General features: G+C 67.9%; 12 protein-coding genes. 5 read left to right on the forward strand and 7 right to left on the reverse strand.

Annotated features, from left to right (window positions below):
• Positions 1–5: 5 nt before the first annotated feature.
• Together AC2A1N_RS06980 and AC2A1N_RS06985 are read right to left on the reverse strand one after the other, a co-directional pair.
• Positions 6–3,533, reverse strand: a complete 3,528-nt coding sequence (locus AC2A1N_RS06980; RefSeq protein WP_478458970.1) for a hybrid sensor histidine kinase/response regulator — start codon at positions 3,531–3,533, stop codon at positions 6–8.
• Between the two features lie 96 nt (positions 3,534–3,629).
• Positions 3,630–7,172, reverse strand: coding sequence for a sensor histidine kinase (locus tag AC2A1N_RS06985; RefSeq protein WP_484371837.1), 3,543 nt, complete (start codon positions 7,170–7,172; stop codon positions 3,630–3,632).
• Positions 7,173–7,336: 164 nt separating this feature from the next.
• Between AC2A1N_RS06985 and AC2A1N_RS06990 the strand changes: the two genes are divergently transcribed.
• From AC2A1N_RS06990 to AC2A1N_RS07000, 3 genes are read left to right on the forward strand one after another with little or no spacing between them, the layout of a single operon-like run.
• Positions 7,337–7,969, forward strand: coding sequence for a YceI family protein (locus AC2A1N_RS06990; RefSeq protein ID WP_154351243.1), 633 nt, complete (start codon positions 7,337–7,339; stop codon positions 7,967–7,969).
• A gap of 10 nt (positions 7,970–7,979) precedes the next feature.
• Positions 7,980–8,552: a cytochrome b gene (locus tag AC2A1N_RS06995; RefSeq protein WP_005410672.1), complete on the forward strand. Its 573-nt coding sequence runs from the start codon at positions 7,980–7,982 to the stop codon at positions 8,550–8,552.
• A 3-nt stretch (positions 8,553–8,555) separates the two neighbouring features.
• Positions 8,556–9,128: a YceI family protein gene (locus AC2A1N_RS07000; RefSeq protein WP_134967762.1), complete on the forward strand. Its 573-nt coding sequence runs from the start codon at positions 8,556–8,558 to the stop codon at positions 9,126–9,128.
• A gap of 102 nt (positions 9,129–9,230) precedes the next feature.
• Here AC2A1N_RS07000 and AC2A1N_RS07005 read toward each other — a convergent pair whose 3' ends face one another.
• The gene (locus tag AC2A1N_RS07005) at positions 9,231–9,464 is read right to left on the reverse strand and encodes a glutaredoxin family protein (protein ID WP_061478872.1); all 234 of its coding nucleotides are present in this window, start codon (positions 9,462–9,464) and stop codon (positions 9,231–9,233) included.
• 100 nt (positions 9,465–9,564) lie between these two features.
• On the opposite strand from AC2A1N_RS07005, the gene AC2A1N_RS07010 reads away from it, so the two are divergent.
• A complete protein-coding gene (locus AC2A1N_RS07010) occupies positions 9,565–10,947 on the forward strand; it encodes an L-serine ammonia-lyase (RefSeq protein WP_049415888.1) in 1,383 nt (460 codons plus the stop codon).
• Positions 10,948–11,019: 72 nt separating this feature from the next.
• Here the strand turns inward: AC2A1N_RS07010 and AC2A1N_RS07015 are convergent, their stop codons facing one another.
• The 4 genes from AC2A1N_RS07015 to AC2A1N_RS07030 all read right to left on the reverse strand — a co-directional run bounded on the left by AC2A1N_RS07015 (position 11,020) and on the right by AC2A1N_RS07030 (position 17,756).
• A complete protein-coding gene (locus AC2A1N_RS07015; RefSeq protein WP_484371840.1) occupies positions 11,020–12,846 on the reverse strand; it encodes a S8 family peptidase in 1,827 nt (608 codons plus the stop codon).
• Positions 12,847–12,911: 65 nt separating this feature from the next.
• Positions 12,912–16,769, reverse strand: a complete 3,858-nt coding sequence (locus tag AC2A1N_RS07020; RefSeq protein ID WP_484371842.1) for an ESPR-type extended signal peptide-containing protein — start codon at positions 16,767–16,769, stop codon at positions 12,912–12,914.
• Positions 16,770–17,038: 269 nt separating this feature from the next.
• A complete protein-coding gene (locus AC2A1N_RS07025; protein ID WP_484371871.1) occupies positions 17,039–17,362 on the reverse strand; it encodes a winged helix-turn-helix domain-containing protein in 324 nt (107 codons plus the stop codon).
• Positions 17,268–17,756: a response regulator transcription factor gene (locus AC2A1N_RS07030; RefSeq protein ID WP_484371844.1), complete on the reverse strand. Its 489-nt coding sequence runs from the start codon at positions 17,754–17,756 to the stop codon at positions 17,268–17,270. The genes AC2A1N_RS07025 and AC2A1N_RS07030 overlap by 95 nt, the downstream gene beginning before the upstream one ends.
• 221 nt (positions 17,757–17,977) lie before the next feature.
• Between AC2A1N_RS07030 and AC2A1N_RS07035 the strand changes: the two genes are divergently transcribed.
• Entirely contained in the window at positions 17,978–18,973 is a 996-nt protein-coding gene (locus AC2A1N_RS07035; protein ID WP_061478876.1) for an alpha/beta fold hydrolase, read from the forward strand.
• Positions 18,974–19,029: the final 56 nt, after the last annotated feature.

A 19,029-nucleotide genomic window follows, 5' to 3' on the forward strand; every position in this document is an offset into this window, starting at 1 on the left:
AGAACCTACCTACCCGTGACCCTGGCGATCGCTTCCACCAAGAGCTCACCAGTCACCGGCTTGCGCAGGAAGCCGCCGATGCCGGCCGCTTCCACCTGCTGCTGCAGGTCCGGATCGGTCCTCGCGGTCACCGCCAGCAGCGGCAGCATGTAGCCCTGGTTGCGCAGGTGCTGGGCCAGTTCGAAACCACTCAGGCCCGGCAGGTCCAGATCCAGCAGGCCGACATCGAAATCGCCGGCACTGATCTCGCGCAGCGCCGCCAGCGCATGGCCGGCATGCACCACCTCGTGGCCGCGTGCGCTCAACAGGCCACGCACCACGTCGGCCACGGTGGCATCATCCTCGACCAGCAGCACCCGCAGCGGCGGCATGTTCGCCGCTTCGTCGCGTTGTCCCTCGGCCGATGCCTCGGCATCGCTGTTCACCACCAGCGGCAACGGCAAGGTCACGCCGAAACAGGTGCCCCGGCCCAGCTGGCTCTCCACCTGGATCCGCCCCTGCATCGCATGCGCCAGCTCGCGGCAGATCGCCAGGCCGAGGCCACTGCCACCGTACTGCGCCGCGGTACGTGCACCGTCGGCCTGCTCGAAGCGACGGAACAGGCGCTGCTGCTGTTCCTGGCTGATGCCCGGGCCGGTATCGCGCACCTCGAAGTGCAGCGCGCGCAGCTCGCCATCGCAACGTGCGTGCAGGGTGATGGTGCCGCGGCTGGTGAATTTCACTGCGTTCGACAGCAGGTTGAGCAGGATCTGCCGCACGCGCATGGCATCACCGGTCGCCTGCAGGCCCGGCGGCAGCTGGTTGTCGAGGACGAAGCGCAGGCCCTTCTGTGCAGCCAGCGGGCCCATCAGCGCCGCCAGATCCTGCAACAGGCCATTCAACGCAAACGACTGCGACTGCAGTTCCAGGCGCCCGGACTCGATCCGCGCCAGGTCCAGCGCATCGTTGACCAGGTGCAGCAGGTGCTCGCCAGCATGCCGGATCGACTGCGTGTAGCCACGCTGCTGCGGGTCCAGTGGCGAGGCCAGCAGCAGCTCGCTCATGCCCAGCACGCCGGTCATCGGCGTGCGGATCTCATGGCCAAGGTTGGCCAGGAAGCGGGTCTTGGCCGCCGACGCCTGCTCGGCCAGCTCCTGCTTGTGCAGCGCCAGCTGGTAGGCGTGGCGCCGCTGCAGGCGGCGTCGGTACAACCAGGCAAACCAGCTGGTCAGCAGCAACCCGACCGACGCCAGCACCAGCAGGCCGGACAGGCTGCGCCACCACGGCGGCTGCACGCGGAATTCCAGGCTCTGCACCCGCGACCACACATGGTCGGCCGACCGGGCCTGTACTTCCAGCCGGTAGCTGCCCGGCGCCAGGCGCGAGAACAGGCGCTCGCCGGCCGGGCCGACTTCGACCCAATCGGGGTCGTAGCCGGCCAGGCGGTAGCGGTAAGTATTGGACGCCGAGTCGGCGAAGGACAGCAATCGCGCGACGATGCGCAGGTCGCGGTCGCCATCGGCGATCTGCAACGGCGCATCGTGGGTCATGTCCAGCACCTGCTCGTTGCGGCGCACTTCCACCCGCTCGATCACCAGCGGGGCGCGACGGACCGAAGGCCGTACCTGCTCCGGGTCGAACACCACCGCGCCCGCTGCCGTTCCGGCCACCAGGTGGCCATCGGCCGCTGCGATCAAGGTGTGTTCGCGGAATTCCTGGCTGGGCAGGCCGTCGTGCACGCCGTACAGGCGCACGCTCTGCCCATCGGCACTGACGCGTACCAGGCCGCGTGCGCTGGTCGCCCAGGCCACGCCCTGCGCATCCACCACCAGGCCGGAGGCGGAGATCGCCGGATAGCCCTGTTCGGCACCGACCACCGCCTGCCGTTCCAGCCGCCCCTGGCTCCAGCGGTAACGGGACAGTCGACCATCCTCGGACAACCAGACCTGACCGTCACGGCCCACATGCAACGCATGGATCGCCGTTGCCGGCGCGCCCGGCACCGGCTGGAAGCGCTCGCTTTCCGGCAGCCACTGCAGCAGGCCACGGCTGCTGGCCAGCCAGATGTGGTCCTGCGGCCCGCATTCCACATCAAGGTTGAGCTGGCCCTGCTGCAGGCCGCGCTGGCCATTGTCCAGCTGGCGCCGCACGTGGCCGTCGAGGTCGCGCTGCTGCAGGCCTGCGGGCAGCATCAACCAGAGGCTGTCGCCGTCGCAGGTCATCATTGCTTCGACCACCCCTTCCATCGCCGCATCTGCACCGGCATCACGGCCCCAACGACGCAGTTCGCGCCGTTGCGGGTCGTAGCGCACCAGCGCATCGGTCGATCCAATCCAGACCTGCCCACGCCGGTCCTCACGCACCGAGGTCAACCAGTGCATGCCGTTGACCCAGGTGCGATGCTGCTCGATCCTGCCGGTCTTCGGATCGAAGCGGTCCAGCGCGCCATGGCTGCCCACCGTCCAGACGCCGCCGTTGCTGGAGGGGCTGGTACCCAGCACGAGTGCATTGCGCAGCGAGCTGGGGTCGTCCTCCAGGCGCGACAGCACCGAGAACTGCCACCAGCGTGGCAGCAGGTGCCACAGCCCGGCATTGGTGCTGGCCAACCAGATGCCACCTTCGCGGTCCTCGTAGGCACCGGTCCAGTTCGGCCGTACCGGACCGCGCGCGATCGCGCTGTACAGCGGCACGGTCTGGTACTGGCCATCGACCGCACGCCCCAGCCCGGTGCGTGTATCCAGCCAGTGCCCGCCCTGCTCGTCGCGCAGCATCATGCCCAGCACCTGCTCGCCCGGCGGCAGCTTCCACGGGGGGGCTTCGAAGCGGCCATCCGGGCGGCGCACGGTGGCGCCGGCCATCGTGCTGATCCACAGGCTGCCATCCGGCTCGGCGGTCAGCCCGTTGATCAGCAGGCTGGGGATGATGTCCGTACCGACACGCTCGAAGTCGGTCCCGGTCCAGCGCGCCACGCCATGCTTGGTGCCGATCCACAGGCTGCCATCGGCCAGCGTGGCCAGGTAGGGCACCGACGACGAAGGCAGGCTGCGCGGATTGTTCGGCTCGGGCAGGAAGCGCTGCAGGCGATCCTGGCTGTCCAGGCGGTACAGGCCGCCTTCGTGGGTACCGAACCAGATCGAGCCATCAGGCGTGCTGGCCAGGCTCCAGACCGTGTTGGTACCCATCAACGGCTGGCTGCTGCGGTCGTAGAAGTGCAGCTGGCGGCGGTCGGCCGACATGCGCACCAGGCCGGCGTTCTCGGTGCCTATCCACAACTGGTTGCGGGCATCGACCAGCACCGTCCAGATGCGGTTGTCACGCAGTCCATCCTCGGAACGCCACACGCGGTAGGTGCGGCCGTCATAGCGGGCCAGGCCATCGTTGGTGGCGATCCACAGGTAGCCGTAACGGTCCTCGGCCATGCGGTTGACGGTATTGGACGGCAGGCCATCGAACACCGTCACCTGCCGCGGGCTCGGAGGCACCGGCTGTGCCGCAGCGGGCAACGCGCAGCACAGGAGGACCAGCAGCAGCATCGCCGCCCGCAGATACACCACCGATTGCCTCCTCACGCTGGTCCTGATGATTCCCGCGCTGCGGGCGTCGGCATGGTAAACCGAAAGTCGCGCCGTTCACGCCCGGCGTCGGCGTCGTCACGCAGTCGCCTGTCGTTTCGCGCGCGCCTGGGCGATGGCCGTTACCAGCAGGTCGCCGGTCACCGGCTTGCGCAGGAAGCCATCGAAGCCTGCGGCCAGCACCTGGGTTTCGGCATAGGCATCGGAACGGGCGGTCACCGCCACCAGCGGCAGTTCATAGCCCATGGTGCGCAGCTGGCGGGCGATGGCCGTACCATCCAGCGCGGGCAGATCGAGATCGAGCAGGCCGACGTCGAAACCATCGGTGGCGATCTCCGACAGCGCGCCCAGGCCATGCAGCACGTGGACCACCTCATGCCCGCGCACGCGCAGCAGGCCGGCGATGACCTCGGCCACCGTGGCATCGTCCTCGACCAGCAGGATGCGCAGCGGCGGCAGTTCCGGCAGGGCCGCCACGTCGCCTGCACTGTTGGCGGCCTGGCGCGTCCAGGGCAGGGGCAGGCGCACGCGGAACCGCGCGCCCTTGCCAGGCTGGCTGTCCACTTCGATGCGCCCCCCCATCGCCACCGCCAGTTCCTGGCAGATCGCCAACCCCAGGCCACTGCCGCCGTAGCGCGACGCGGTACGCGGGCCGTCGGCCTGTTCGAAACGATGGAACAGGCGCTGCTGCTGCTCGGCGTTGATGCCCGGGCCGCTGTCATGGACTTCGAAACACAGGCCGCCCTTTTCTTCCAGGCGTACGGCCAGGCCGACGTGGCCGCGCTCGGTGAACTTGATCGCGTTGCCGAGCAGGTTCAGCAGGATCTGGCGCACGCGCATCTCGTCGCCACTGACACTGATCGGCCCGGGCGGGTCTTCGCCGCGCTGGAACACCAGCTGGCGTTGCTGCGCCATCGGCTGCATCAGGCCCTGCACCTGGTCCAGCAGCTCCCCCAGATCGAACGGGCGCAGGTCAAGCTCCAGCCGCCCGGCTTCGATCCGGGCCAGATCCAGGGCATCGTTGACCAGCCGCAGCAGATGGCTGCCGGCCTGCTGGATGGACCCGGCGTAGCCGCGCTGCACCGGATCCAGCGGGGTCGCCAGCAGCAGTTCGCTCATGCCCAGCACGCCGGTCATCGGCGTGCGGACTTCGTGGCCCAGCGTGGCCAGGAAACGGCTCTTGGCCTGCGAGGCCTGCTCGGCCAGCTGCTGCTTGTGCACCGTCAGCTGCCATTGCTGGCGGCGGCGCAACCGCGCGCGGATCGACCAGACCAGAACCACCAGCAGCAACGACCCCAGCAGGATGTAGCCGAATATCGCCATGCCGCTGCGCCACCACGGCGGCAGCACCTTCACCTGCAACTGCTGCGAAGGCGTCCACGTGCCCCGGGCAGTCGCGGCCTGCACCTCGATGACATAGCGGCCGGTCGGCAGCCGCGACAGGGTGCGCTGGCCATCGCCCCCCTGCTCCACCCAATCCTGGTCGTAACCCTGCACGCGGAAGCGGTACCGGTTGCCCTGCGGGCTGGCATAGGACAGCAGCCGCGCATCGATCTGCAGATCGCGGTCGTCCGGTCCCAGCAGCAGGGTGCCGGTGAGCGGCAGCGGTTGCCAGCCGCGTGCGTCGTCGCGCCGCACACGCACTTCGGCGATCACCAGCGATGAAGGCGGCAGCACGGTGTCGTCGGCATTCACATCAAAGGCGACCAGGCCGGTCTGGGTAACCGCCAACACGCGGCCATCGGCATTCACCGCAGGTGGCCGACCGGTGAACTCGGCATCGGACAGGCCATCGCGTTCGTTGAACTGTTGCAGGCGCCGCGTCTTCGGGTCCCACCGCAGCAGGCCGCGCGGCGTCGTGGCCCAGAGCTGGCCATTGTCGGCCAGCGCCAGCCCCCCCATGGTCACCGGCGGCACGCCCGCACTGCCGTCGATGCGCTGGATCAGGCGCAGGCTCATGCCATCCCACTGGTAGCGCTCGAAGGCGCCCTGGCGCGCCAGCCACAACTGCTGCGGATCGATCCATACCAGATCGTAGATCGGGCCGCGCGACACGCCGGGCACTGCCTCGAAGCGTCCGGCCTGCTCACGCCAGATGCCCATGTCGCCCATCACCCAGGGCCGGCCATGGGCGTCGAAGCGGATCTGCTCGATCGGCGCATCGGCCGTTCCGCGGAAATGTTCCAGCGGATGACTGTGCAGCAGCCGGCCCTCTGCATCGCGCTGCTGCAGGTCCAGGCCCATCACCGACACCCACACCGTGCCATCAGGGGCCTGCCGCATCAGGTCGATGCGCTGGCGCATGTCGGCACTGCCATCGATCCGCAGGTCACGCAATGCGCCGGTGGCCGGATCGTAGACGGTGATGCGGCCGCCGCGTCCCAGCCACAGGCGACCATCCGGGCGCGGCAGCACCGACCACACCACGCCGTTGCCGAGCTGCCGGTCGCTGGCCAGCAGACGCAGGGTGCCCTGCGCATCGAGCTGGTACACCCCTCGCGCCGAGCCGACGTAGTAGTTCTTCCCGTCGCTGGCCGCGCTCAACAGGTACTGGCTGTCCAGGGGCTTGCCGTCGAGCTGGTTCCAGATCGAGAAGCGCCGCCAGTCCGGTGGCAGATAGGCCAGGCCCTGGGTCAGCAACGCCACCCACAGTCCGCCCTCGTGGTCCTGCAGCAGGTCAAGCACACCGCTGTGCGCGGTCAGGAAGCCGCTGCCGCGGTCCCCCTCCAGGCGGCGCAACGCCGCCGCATCCCCTCGCAACAGGCCATCGGAGGTACCCGCCCAGTAGCCCCCCTGGCGATCGGCCAGGACCAGGGCCGACCGCAGCTGGGCACTGTCGGCCCATCGCGGGCGACTGACCCGGTCCTGCCCATCGATGCGGTAGAGGCCATCGTTCTGGCTGCCTACCCAGATCGAACCGTCTGCATCACGGCTCAACCGGAGCACGCTCAGCCTGCCCAGTTCCCGCGCGGCCACCGGCTCGAAGCCGCTGCCGTTCCAACGCGCCACACCGGCTTCAGTGCCGACCCACAGGCGGCCCCGCGCGTCGACCAGGCTGGTGAAGATGCTGTTGCTGGGCAGGCCACCCGGGTGCGCCGGATCATGGGTGTAGAGGCGCACGCTGCCGTCTTCGCCGAAACGGCAGACGCCATGGTTGTTGGTCCCGATCCACAAGGCGTCTTCGACATAGGCCAGTGCCCAGAACTGCCCCTGGCAGGTGGAATTGACCGTATCGAAGGTCTGGAAGCGTTCGCGGTCGGCATCCAGGCGTGCCACGCCCTTGCCATTGATGCCCACCCAGACCCGGTCCAGCGGGTCGATCAGCAGGGTCTCGATCTCGTTGCCTGGCAACGAGCCCGGCTGTTCCGGGTCGTGCTCCCAGACCCGCAGGCTGTTGCCGTCATAGCGGGCGAGTCCACCATCGGTGGCGGCCCATACGTGGCCCTGGCGATCCTCGGCCAGCGCCACCACCATGCGAGACGGCAAGCCTTCGGCGGCACCGAAGCGGCGCAGGCGTGGTGTTTCTGCCATGTGCAGGGTCGCAGCCGCCGTGGCCATCGCCACCAGCAGCAGTCCCATACCTGCGATGCCACGGCACCACAGGCGCCAGCCGCTCGTCATCCTGAACCCCCTGTCCTGCGCCGATTGTCACACAGGGCCGGGGTCATGGCTGCAACAGCCTGTTTCCAGCGGCGGCACCACCACGAACTGTTGCACCCATGCACGCAACGTTGGCAGGGGGCTGTGCGTATGATCGCAGCGTCCCCTTCCGGAGCCCGCCATCGATGCGTCCCTGCCTGGCCCTGCTGCCGATGCTGCTCGCCACCGCCCCTGCCTGGGCGGCCGCTGACACCTATCGCCTCGATCCGGTGCACACGCGGGTGCTGTTCTCGATCGACCACGCAGGCTACTCGCAGGCCATGGGCACGGTATCGGGCAGCGAAGGGCGCGTGCGGTTCGATCCCGACAACTGGCGCGACGCCACCGTGGAAGTGGATATCCCGGTGTCGCGACTGGACCTTGGTGATGCCAAGTGGAACCAGGCCACGTTGGCCCGCAGCCTGCTCGACGGCGAGCGTTTCCCGACCGCGCGATTCGTCTCCACCAAGGTCGAGCCGATCGATGCCAGGCGCGCGCACGTGTCCGGCACGCTGACCCTGCGCGGGGTCAGCCAGGAAGTCACGCTGGATGTGACCCTCAACGCCATCAAGCGCTACCCGCTTCCCCCGTTCCGACGCACCGCCGGTTTTTCCGCCAGCACCACGCTGAGCCGGCGCGCGTTCGGCATCACCGCCTGGCCGGGCGTCATCGGTGATGCAGTACAGCTGAGGATCGAGGCTGAAGCCACCCTCGACCGCAGCGACGCCCCGGGAACTCCCGCTCCCGTTCCGCACTCCGACCCCAAGACGGCCCCCTAGAGGACCCCTCATGACCGCCAAGAACACCCCCGCCGCCTGGGGGAGTGTCAGCCAGATCCTGCATTGGTTGATCGCACTGCTGATCCTCGCCCTGGGCGTGGTCGGCCTGACCATGGGTGAACTGCCCAAGACCCCGAAGTACTTCTGGGTCTACACCGCGCACAAGTCGATCGGCATCACCGTGCTGGCGCTGGTGCTGTTCCGCCTGGGCTGGCGCCTGTACGCTGGTGCACCGAAGCCGGTGCCTGGCGTGCCCAGCTGGCAGGAGCGCATCGCCAGCGCCACCCACGTGCTGCTGTACGTGCTGATGTTCGCCATCCCGCTGTCGGGCTGGCTGTACGACTCGGCCAGCGGCCTGCGCCCGTTCCGCTGGTTCGGCCTGGTCGACGTGCCCAAGCTGAGCGGTCCCGACCCGCAGGTTGTCGCGGTATCGCATGCCATCCACGAATACGGCTTCTGGCTGTTGATCGCGGTGGTGCTGGCCCATGCCGGCGCTGCCTTCTACCACCACCTGTTCCAACGCGATGCAACGCTGTCCCGCATGTTGCCGCGCGGCTGGCTCGCCTCCCCTCAGAAGGACTGACCGATGAACCTGAAACTGACCACTCCGGCCGCCGTGGCCGCCACCCTGGCCGGCATGCTGGCCACCGCTCCGGCACTCGCTGCCGATTACGCGCAGGCTCCCGGCGCCGGCTCGATCCTGGTGTTCGCCACCAAGTACGACGGCGAAGTGTTCACCGGCAGCTTCCCGGGCTTCGCCACCAAGCTCAGCTTCGACCCGGCCAACCCGGCCGCCGGCTCGCTGGACGTGGTGATCCCGCTGGCCGGTGCCAAGAGCGGCAATAGCGACCGCGATTCGACCCTGCAGGGTGCCGACTTCTTCAATGTTGGCAAGTTCGCCACCGCACGCTACACCGCCAAGGGCTTCCGCGCGGTGGGCAACGACCAGTTCGCCGCCGATGGCACACTGGAGCTGCGCGGCGTCAGCAAGCCGGTCACGCTGACCTTCACCTGGAAGCCGGGCACCCAGCCGGTGCTGACCGGCAAGGCCACGGTCAAGCGCCTGGACTTCGGCGTCGGCGGCGGTGACTGGGCCGACACCAAGACCATCCCGGACGAAACCGCGATCAGCACGATCGTGAAGTTCGACGCGAAATGAGCGATGGGCCGGGGCACGGCCCCGGCCGCATCCTGCAGAGCCGAGCCATGCTCGGCTGCCGTCCAGGTCGCGCTGCGCGCGTCAGCCGAGCATGGCTCGGCTCTACAATGAGCTTTCAGCCAGCCACGCCTGAACCGTGGCGGCGTCGAACGGCCAGTCCAGCTCACGGTCACCGCGCTCGTCGCGCAGCACCGGCACCCGCGCGCCGTAGCGTGGCTCCAGCGCCGGCTGGTCATCCAGGAACACCGATTCGAACTCCGGCGCCCGTGCCCTGGCCAGCTCGGCCAGGGCCATGTCGCACAGGTGGCAATCGTCACGTTGGATAAGGGTCAACACCGGCCGGGCTCCCGTGGCGGAAATGCTGCGCCGCAGCCATGGAAGTGCGGCGTGAACCGCTAGAATAGCGATCTCTTCCGGTACCCGCAGTACGGCAACCATGGCTGTCAGCACGTTCGACGTTTTCAAGATCGGCATTGGCCCGAGCTCCTCGCACACCGTCGGGCCAATGAAGGCCGCCGAGCGATTCATCCATCGCTGGCTGCTCGACCCGGGTCGCCTGCACGAGGTCGCGCGCATCCGCGCCGATGTCTATGGCTCGCTGGCACTGACCGGCCGCGGCCACGGTACCGACAAGGCGATCCTGCTGGGCCTGGAAGGCCAGCGGCCGAACCTGATCGACCCGGACATCATTCCGGCCACGCTGGAGCGCATCCGCAGCAGCAAGCGCATCCAGCTGATGGGCCAGCACGAGATCGCCTTCGACGAGAAGCGCGACCTCGGCATGAACAAGCGCCAGAAGCTGCCGTACCACACCAACGGCATGCGCTTCACTGCCTACAACGCCGACGACGAAGTGATCGCCACCCGCGACTACTACTCGGTGGGCGGCGGCTTCGTGGTCAACCAGGACGACGCGGCCGATGATCGCATCGTGCCCGACGAGACCCCGCTGCCCTACCCCTTCAAGAGCGGCGATGAGCTGCTGGCGCAGACCGCGCGCAGCGGCCTGAGCATTGCCCAGCTGATGTTCGAGAACGAGAAGTGCTGGCGCAGCGAAGACGAGATCCGCGCGCAGCTGCGCGAGATCTGGAGTGCGATGCAGTCGTGCGTGGCGCGCGGCATCCGCGAGGAAGGCGTGCTGCCGGGTGGCCTGAAGGTGGGCCGTCGTGCACCGGCGCTGTACCGCGAGCTGTCGTCGAAGCCGGAAGCGGCGATGCGCGACCCGCTGACCACGCTGGACTGGGTCAATCTGTACGCGCTGGCCGTGAACGAGGAGAACGCGGCCGGTGGCCGTGTGGTGACCGCGCCGACCAACGGTGCGGCCGGTGTGCTGCCGGCGGTGCTGCACTACTTCGACCGCTTCTGCCCTGGCGCGAACGAACAGCGCGTGTTCGACTTCCTGCTGACCTCGGCGGCGATCGGCATCCTCTACAAGGAAAACGCCTCGATTTCCGGCGCCGAAGTGGGCTGCCAGGGCGAGGTTGGCGTGGCCTGCTCGATGGCGGCCGGCGGCCTGGTCGCGGCACTGGGTGGCAACCCCAGCCAGATCGAGAACGCCGCAGAAATCGGCATGGAACACAACCTGGGCCTGACCTGCGACCCGATCGGTGGCCTGGTGCAGATTCCGTGCATCGAACGCAACGCGATGGGCGCGGTGAAGGCGATCAATGCCTCGCGCATGGCGATGCGTGGCGACGGCAAGCACAAGGTGTCGCTGGACAAGGTGATCAAGACCATGCGCGATACCGGCCGCGACATGCAGGACAAGTACAAGGAAACCAGCCGCGGTGGCCTGGCGGTGAACGTCATCGAGTGCTGATTCGCTGCACCCTGCCGAAACAGGCAAAGGGCGGCCATCGGGCCGCCCTTTGTCTTTCAAGCGCGGCGTGAATCAGCGCGCCAGGCCCAGCACCGACACGTTGCGGAAGGTGCTTTCGCCCACCACGCGCACATACCAGGTCCCTGCCTGTGGTCGACTGACCACGATCACCTCGGTAGAGCCCGCACGGCGCGAGCTGTACGGCGCACTGCCAACGTCGGGTGCTGCACCCCGTGCCGCATACAGGCTGACATCGCCGGAACCACCCAGCGTGCGTAGATTGAGCGTGGTCGCCCCCGCCGGCACGTTGATGGCGAACAGCAGCGACTGCCCGTTCACGCCGCTCTGGCCGTCCAGACGGATGCCGTTCTGCAGCTCGGGAATCGGCAGTGCCGGCAACGGCTTGCCCTGAGCCAGCAGGACCGCGCGATGGGCATCGGCAATGCCGGCGCCGATCGGCTTGCCGTCTTCCGGGGGCTGCGGGAACGGACGCGCCGACGCCACCAGGATGTCACGCACCTGGTCGGGGGTCAGTGGCCCCCGGCCGGCCTCGACTGCAGCGGACTGCATCAATGCCACGATGGCTGCGATGTGCGGCGCAGCCATAGAAGTACCCTGGTAACCGCCCAGCACCGGCTGGCCGAGCGGCGCCTGGGTGCCGGCATCGATGGTGGACCAGATGGCGCCGCGGGCCGGTGCCGGCCCGCTGTCGATTTCGCCGCCCGGCGCAGCGACGGTGACCGACGCACCATAGTTGCTGTAGCCCGCACGGCCCCCCACGTAGTTGGTCGCGCCGACGTTGATCACGCCCTTGCAGCTGGCAGGCGAGAAGCCGGCGGCATCGATGTTCGAATTGCCAGCGGCGACCACCACCGTGGTACCACGGCTGCGTGCATAGTCGATGGCCGCCTGCGCTTCAGGGTCCTCGCTGCAGGCACCGAAGCCGCCCAGGCTGAGATTGATCACGTCGGCTGGCGTCGGGTTGTCCGGCAGGCCATCGATATGCCCACCGGCGGCCCAGTAAATGCCGTCGGCCACGTCCGAGCTGGTACCACCGCAGGTGCCCAGCACGCGTACCGGCTGCACCTTGGCACCATAGGCTGCACCCGCGATGCCCAGCGCATTGTTGGCCACTGCGGCCACCGTACCGGCCACATGCGAGCCATGCCAGCTGCTGGTGCCAACACCACAGTAGGAACCATCACTCCAGTCGCCCGGGTCATGCGGATCGGCATCACGGCCGTCGCCATCGCCGGATCCGACGCCGCCCTGTTCGCCCGCCAGCGATACCATGTCATAGCCAGCAATCACATTCGCATCCAGGTCCGGATGCTGCAGGATGCCGGTATCCAGCACCGATACCACCACGCCCTCGCCGGTGCTTTCAGCCCAGGCGCCCGGTGCGTGGATGCCACCGATCGTGTTCAGCATGTCCCACTGGTGGGACGGCAGGCGAGGGTCGTCTGGCAGGCTCTGCAGCGGATACATGCGGCGATCGATCTGAGCGTACTGCACCGCCGGGTCCAGGCGGAGCTGCTCAAGCAGGCGTGCGCTTTCATCGGAAGACAGCGGGCGTGAAACGGAGACCACTTCGGCGCCGAGGCCGGTACGGCGCTGGACCTTCAGCGTCGGCGCTGCGCCTGCGCGGGCCGGCAGGCTGCGTGCCATCGCCGCTGCCAGCACCCCATCGGCGAAACGACGGTCGCGTGCATCGGCCATGCCCGGCTTGGACTTCACGATGAAGCGATCATTCGCCACCGATGTCAGGGGCTTCAGCGGGCCGACAATCCTGGCCGGCTGCAGAGGAAGTGGCGTGGCGGCCGGCGCCGAGATCGAAGTCAGGCCCAGGGCCACAGCACCAGCCAACAGGCCGGCATGCAACGGAAGCTGCTTTTTCATGTTTCTCTCCAGGAACAAATGCAGTGCATGAAAGCCGCCTACCGGTTGGGTGGGCGGCATGGGGATTACAGATCGATGCCGAAGCCGACACCCGCCGAACGTTCGCTACCACTGAACGCGCCGCCAAGGCTGAAACTGGCGCGCTCGCCGATCTGCTTGCCATAGCCGATGGACAGGGCCTGTTCGCCGTTCTGCCAGCCGGCACCGACGGCAATGCGCCCACGCGGGCTGCGGCTGCCGCCGGCGTTGATGGCCATGTTGAGCATCGCCGAACCCATGGCGCCCTGCCGGTCGATGCGTCGGTCCTGCTGTCCAAGCCGCTGGTCGATTTCGCGGGTGACCTCGGTGAAGCGATCATCCAGGCCGTTGAACTTCGAATCGGTGTAGCTCCTGGCCGAGGCAAGCGTGTCTGCGTTGCCTGCCTTCATCTGGCCGACATTGGCCGCGTCGGTATCGCGGGTGCCAGCTGCCACGTTGGTGACACGACGCTCGTTGCCGGCGCTGCCCATCGACACCGCGTTGGGTTCGTCGGCCATCGACCCCTGGCCGATGGCCACTGATCCCGAGGCCGATGCGACGGCACCCTGGCCCAACGCGGTGCCGCCGGCACCAGTGACCCTGCTGTCGGCGCCAACAGCAACAGCGTTCTGTGCCTTCGCAGCCACCTGGCTGTTGCTGCCCACGGCAGTACTGTTGTCGGCGCCTACCTGCGAACCGTTGCCGATCGCAGTGTCGTTGGCGTCCTTGGCCAGCGAGCCCTCGCCCACTGCCAGGCCACCGCCAGTGCCGACGGGGGGACGCGTACTACCCTCACCGCCGGGGCCGCTGCCTCCTTCCAGCGCACCGACCCGGGAATCCAGCCCACTCAGCGCCGAATCCAATGCGCCGATCGCACCGCTCACGTTGCCGAAGCGGACGCCCTGCACCGAATAGGCGGGCCCAATCAGCATGCCGTTGCCATCCATGCCGGCGCCGCCACCCAATGCCTGCGCAACGCTGTCGAGCTGCTGCACGTTCACTGCATCGGTGCCTGCCCTACCTGCCTTCAGATTGTGCAGGCGGGTCCCGTCGCTGCCTTCCAGGCTCAGGCTGTCCTTGTCGGTGCTGTCATAGCGCACGGCGTTGGCAGTCAGGTCTCCCAGCTCGCCCCCCACATCGGCGATGGCAGCTTCGAGCTGGCGCTTGTTCACCGCATCGGTGGCGTCACTACCGTCAGCGACGTGGGTGATCTGCCGTTCGCGGCCCGCCCTGCCCACCGACACACTGTTGGCGCGGTTTGCCACCGAGCCCTGGCCCAACGCCACCGAACCGGCCGCTGACGCCGTCGCGTCATTGCCGATCGCCACCGCGTAGTCGGCACTGGCGGTGGCACTGGCACCCAGGACATTGGCGCCCCAGCTGTTCGCCTCGGCGCCGTAACCCAGCGCAGTGGCAAATGCACCGTTGGCTTCGGCGAAAGTGCCGACCGCGTTGGAGGCAAATCCCCCCGCCTCGGCGTACATGCCGATGGCGTTGGTGTAGTTCCCGCCCGCGCTGGCGGCGTAGCCCAGTGCTGTCGCGTTGTCACCGGAGGCACGTGCGTTCCAGCCGAACGCCTGGGCCGATTCGCCGGAGGCGAGTGCCGCGTAGCCGATGGCAGTGCTCCAACTGGTTGCCGCATTGCTGTATGCGCCGATTGCAACACCGAGGCCGGCATCGGCCTTGGCGTTGAAGCCCACTGCAGTCGCCTGCCCGCCCCCCGCCGAAGCAGTTGCCCCCACCGCCGTGGACCAGCCACCGGCAGCCTGCGAACCCGCACCGAAGGCCGATGCGCCCTGACCGCTGGCACTGGTCGCCTGCACGACCGGCTGGTTGTTGACCAGGCCCATATAGGTTCCGCCGACTGCAGTATTCGAGTCATCAAGCGCTGAAGCGCCTTGGCCGATGGCGATGGCGTTGTGCCCCGTGGCCGTGCTCAGCGAACCGAGACTGATCGCGGCATCGCCCATCGCCAGCGACTGAGCGCCCTGTGCGATCGCGCCGGCACCGAGCGCATTGGCCTGCTGGCCAGCAGCGAAGCTGCCCTCACCATCAGCAAATGCACTGCTGCCGATGGCCGTGGCGTCGTCACCGATCGCGACCGCATCGGCGCTGCCATCGGTCGCTGCATCCACCGCAACAAACCGCACGTTCCCCGCCTGTGTCTTCACTTCATTGAGCTGATCAACGTTGACCGCATCGGTGCCCTCGGTGCCAGCAGCCACATTGATGATCTGCCGCTGCGTGCCACTGTTGCCCACCGAGACCGCATTGGCACGATCTGCGACCGAGCCTGCACCGAGCGCGACCGCACCGGACACCGCGGCACGCGAATTGACGCCCAGCGACACACTGTCCGCAGCCTCGGCAAGGGCGTTCGCGCCGGACGCAATACTGTTGTCGCCACTGGCGAACGACAACGCGCCCAGCGCCGTCGCGTGATTGCCAGAGGCGATGGCGCCGGCACCCAGCGCAACGCTGTTGAGTCCCTGCGCCTGCGTAGTGAAGGGGATGCAGAAGCGCTCACAGGTGGACTGGCCGCCAATGGCGACGCTGCTGTCGCCACCCGCCTCGGCGGCGTAACCCAGAGCAATGCCCCGGAAACCTTCCGCGCTGGCAGCCATGCCAGCCGCCAGCGCGCCCGCACCGGACGCATACGCTGCCGGGCCCAGGGCCGTGGAGAAGTCACCGCTGCTGACCGAATTCCAACCCAGCGCGACTGCTGCCGGCCCCGCTGCCACCGACTGCACGCCCAGCGCCAGTGATGAGTTGCCAGTCGCCTGGGCCTGGGCCCCCAGTGCCGCAGCGGCATATCCGCTGGCCTGCGTGCCTACGCCCACGGCGACGGCGCCAGCACCCTCAGCATCGGCGGATTCGCCTGCGGCCACCGACGAGGCGCCCGCAGCCACGGCGCCATAGCCCACCGCTGCGGAGCGGTTACCCAGTGCCGTGGCCGCACTACCCACCGCAACACTGCCCTGCTCGGCAGCCAGCGCTGTGGCACCCAGCGCGGTGGCATCGTCGGCAACCGCTGACGCTGCGCTGCCGAACGCGGCAGCTGAAGCCCCCAGCGCACGGCTGTCTGCACCCGCCGTTGTGGCGCCCTCGCCATTCGCTTCGGCTTGGAAACCCACCGTCGTGCTGCGCTCGCCTTCGGCGATGCTGGCCGCCCCCAAGGCGGTGGCACCTTCACCCACTGCGCCGGCATAAGCGCCGACAGCCACGGCAAAGTCGCCGCCCAATGCGCGTGAAAGCGCGCCCAGTGCCACGCCGGCTTCGCCGTTGGTGCCGGCGTTGAAACCGGCGGCCAGGCCACCGGCACCGTAGACCTGGGCGTCACCCCCAATGGCGGTGGAGCCCTGGCCTTCGGCCAGACTCAAGGCACCCAGCGCCGTCGCCGCCTGGTCGGCTGTCGCTTCAGCACCCGCCCCCAGCGCGGTGTTGCCGAGTCCGGCCGCCAGTGCGCCCTGCCCGATTGCGGTAGCCGCATCGGCAATGGCTGCCGCACTTTCGCCGAACGCAGTAGCGCCCACGCCGATGGCCTGTGCCAGCGAGCCGACCGCAGTGCTCGCGTTGCCGGTCGCGCGGGTATTCACGCCCAGCGCGGTTGCCGCTTCACCGCTGGCGATCGCGTCATCACTGCCATCACCGGCACCGTTGAGTTTCAAGTAGGAATCGCCCAGCGCCGATTCGACCAGGCACACCAGATCAGTCGGCGCGCAGAGCAGCGCCTGCGGTGAAAGCGTGGGCGGCGCGGCCAGTGCCAGCATCGGCAGCATCGCGCCGGCACCCACCATGGGACGCAGCTTGCGTGCACCGGCACGTCCGCTGCGATGGGTCAGTTCGGAGCCCACCACCAGCTGGCCCAGCGCGCGATTCCATACCCGACGGAAAATCCTGTTCATGCGTACCTCTCTCCTGAAACGTGCGGCAAAGCAATCCCGTCGGCGCATGGGCAGCTGCCCGCACCTTCTGGGACCAGGGACGTCGAAACTTCAGGCCGGAGGGCGGACTGTCGCAGTGCGCAGGCGGCCTCACCGGCACGATGAACCTACCGCTCGTTCAACCAGCAGTCACGCACACCAACTCACTCATTCCTCACCGTAATCTCACCGCAGCAGGCAGCACGCAAACGGACGCATCAGCACGCATCAGACGATGCACCCGTCATGCGTCAGCGATTGTGCGATCCCCAGGGATTGAATACGTAGCCCTCGCCATGCACCGTGGTCAGCGGCAATGGGCCACCGCACGCAGCACGCACTTTCCGACGCAGGCGATGGATCAGAGAATCCAGTCGATGCGGGTCGAAATCGAACACGTCCGGGGTGAGTGCGGCGATCAAGTGTTCGCGCGGCACCACATCACCCGGCTGGGCGAACAGATTGCGGAGCAGTGCGCGCTCACTGCGTGTCAGCGAGATGCCGCCACCACGCGGGGGGCAGCAGACGCCACGCGCCGGGATCCAGCCGCCAGTAGCGTTCCGCCTCGGGCGAATTCTGCTGTTGCAGGCGCCGCCCCAGGCTGTACAGCGTCGCCACCAGGACATTGATATCCACCGGCTTGGTCAGATAGGCGTCTGCGCCCTGCACAAGGCCGCGCACGCGATCCGTCGTGCCCTGCCGACCGGTAAGCATCACCACGCCCAGTGCGGGATGCCTTTGGCGCAGCAGGTGCACCACGTTGAAGCCGTCGCCATCCGGCAGGTCGACGGCCAGGACCACGACATCGGCGTGGCGCACTTCCATCAGCGCCTCCAGTCCGGCCACAGTCGCGCTGCCGGCAACGTCGAATCCGTGCACACGCAAGTGGGAAAGAAGCAAGCAGTCGCGAACGAACTCGTCGCCTTCCAGCACGATGACGCGCAGTGCAACCTCTTGAGTCTCGATCATGGCCCCTCATCGATGATGATCCACGCATGATCCTAGACACTTCGAACGCCGTTGCTGCTAGGACCGATCCGATTGCCGCAACGAGAACCTGACGACGTGTGACCGCTCACCTCGCACTTGCCCGCGACTGGTGCAGGACCATTCGAGGACGTGCGCGCCGTCAATGCATCGCCATCGAATTGCCGCTAGGCTCGCGGGAATCCTCCAACCGGTTCTGATCGATGCGCATGCCCCTGGCAGCCCTGCTCGCCCTCCTGCCCTTGCCGGCCCTCGCCGCGCCTACCTACGGCCCGCGATTGGAGGGCTTCGACTACGGCTATCCGGTGAAGACCTTCGCACTGGAGTCGCAGCGGCAGCCGCTGGAGATGGCCTACCTGGACATCGCACCGAAGAAGACTCCGATCGGCGTGGTGGTGCTGCTGCATGGCAAGAACTTCTGTGCGGCCACCTGGAAGGAATCGATCAAGCCGCTGGTTGCCGCCGGCTACCGGGTGATCGCTCCGGACCAGGTCGGCTTCTGCAAATCCAGCAAGCCCGAGCGCTACCAATACACGTTCGCACAGCTGGCAGCCAACACCCATGCCCTGCTGCTGCAGCTGCAACTGGGCGACGTGCCGGTGCACCTGGTCGGTCATTCGATGGGTGGCATGCTGGCGGTGCGCTACGCGCTGATGTACCCGCAGGACCTGCGCAGCCTGTCGCTGGTCAATCCGATCGGGCTGGAGGACTGGAAGGCACTCGGCGTGCCGTGGCGCAGCGTGGACGCATGGTATGCCGGCGAACTGAAAGCCAGCTATGACAGCATCCGCCGCTACCAGCTGGACGTGTACTACGACGGCACGTGGAAGCCGGCGTACGAACCCTGGGCACGCATGCAATCAGGCATGTATGAAGGCCCGGGCAAGCAGGCCGTTGCATGGAGCCAGGCGCTGGCCTCGGACATGGTGTTCAACCAGCCGGTGGTCTATGAACTGAAGAACCTGCAGGTGCCGACCACGCTGTTCATCGGCCAGAAGGACCGCACCGCGATCGGCCGCGACCTGGCGCCACCAGCGGTGAAGGCGACGCTGGGCAACTATCCAGCGCTCGGCAAGGCGGCAGCCGCAGCGATTCCCGGCGCCACGCTGGTCGAGTTCGCCGAACTGGGCCACTCGCCGCTGGTGCAGGACCCGAAGCAGTTCAACGCGGCGTTGCTGAAGTCCTTGAAGGCGCATTGAACGGCAGCCCTCCCCTGTAGAGCCGAGCCCATGCTCGGCTCATCCAGCAGGAGGGG

This window comes from Stenotrophomonas maltophilia group sp. SKK55 (assembly GCF_057179845.1).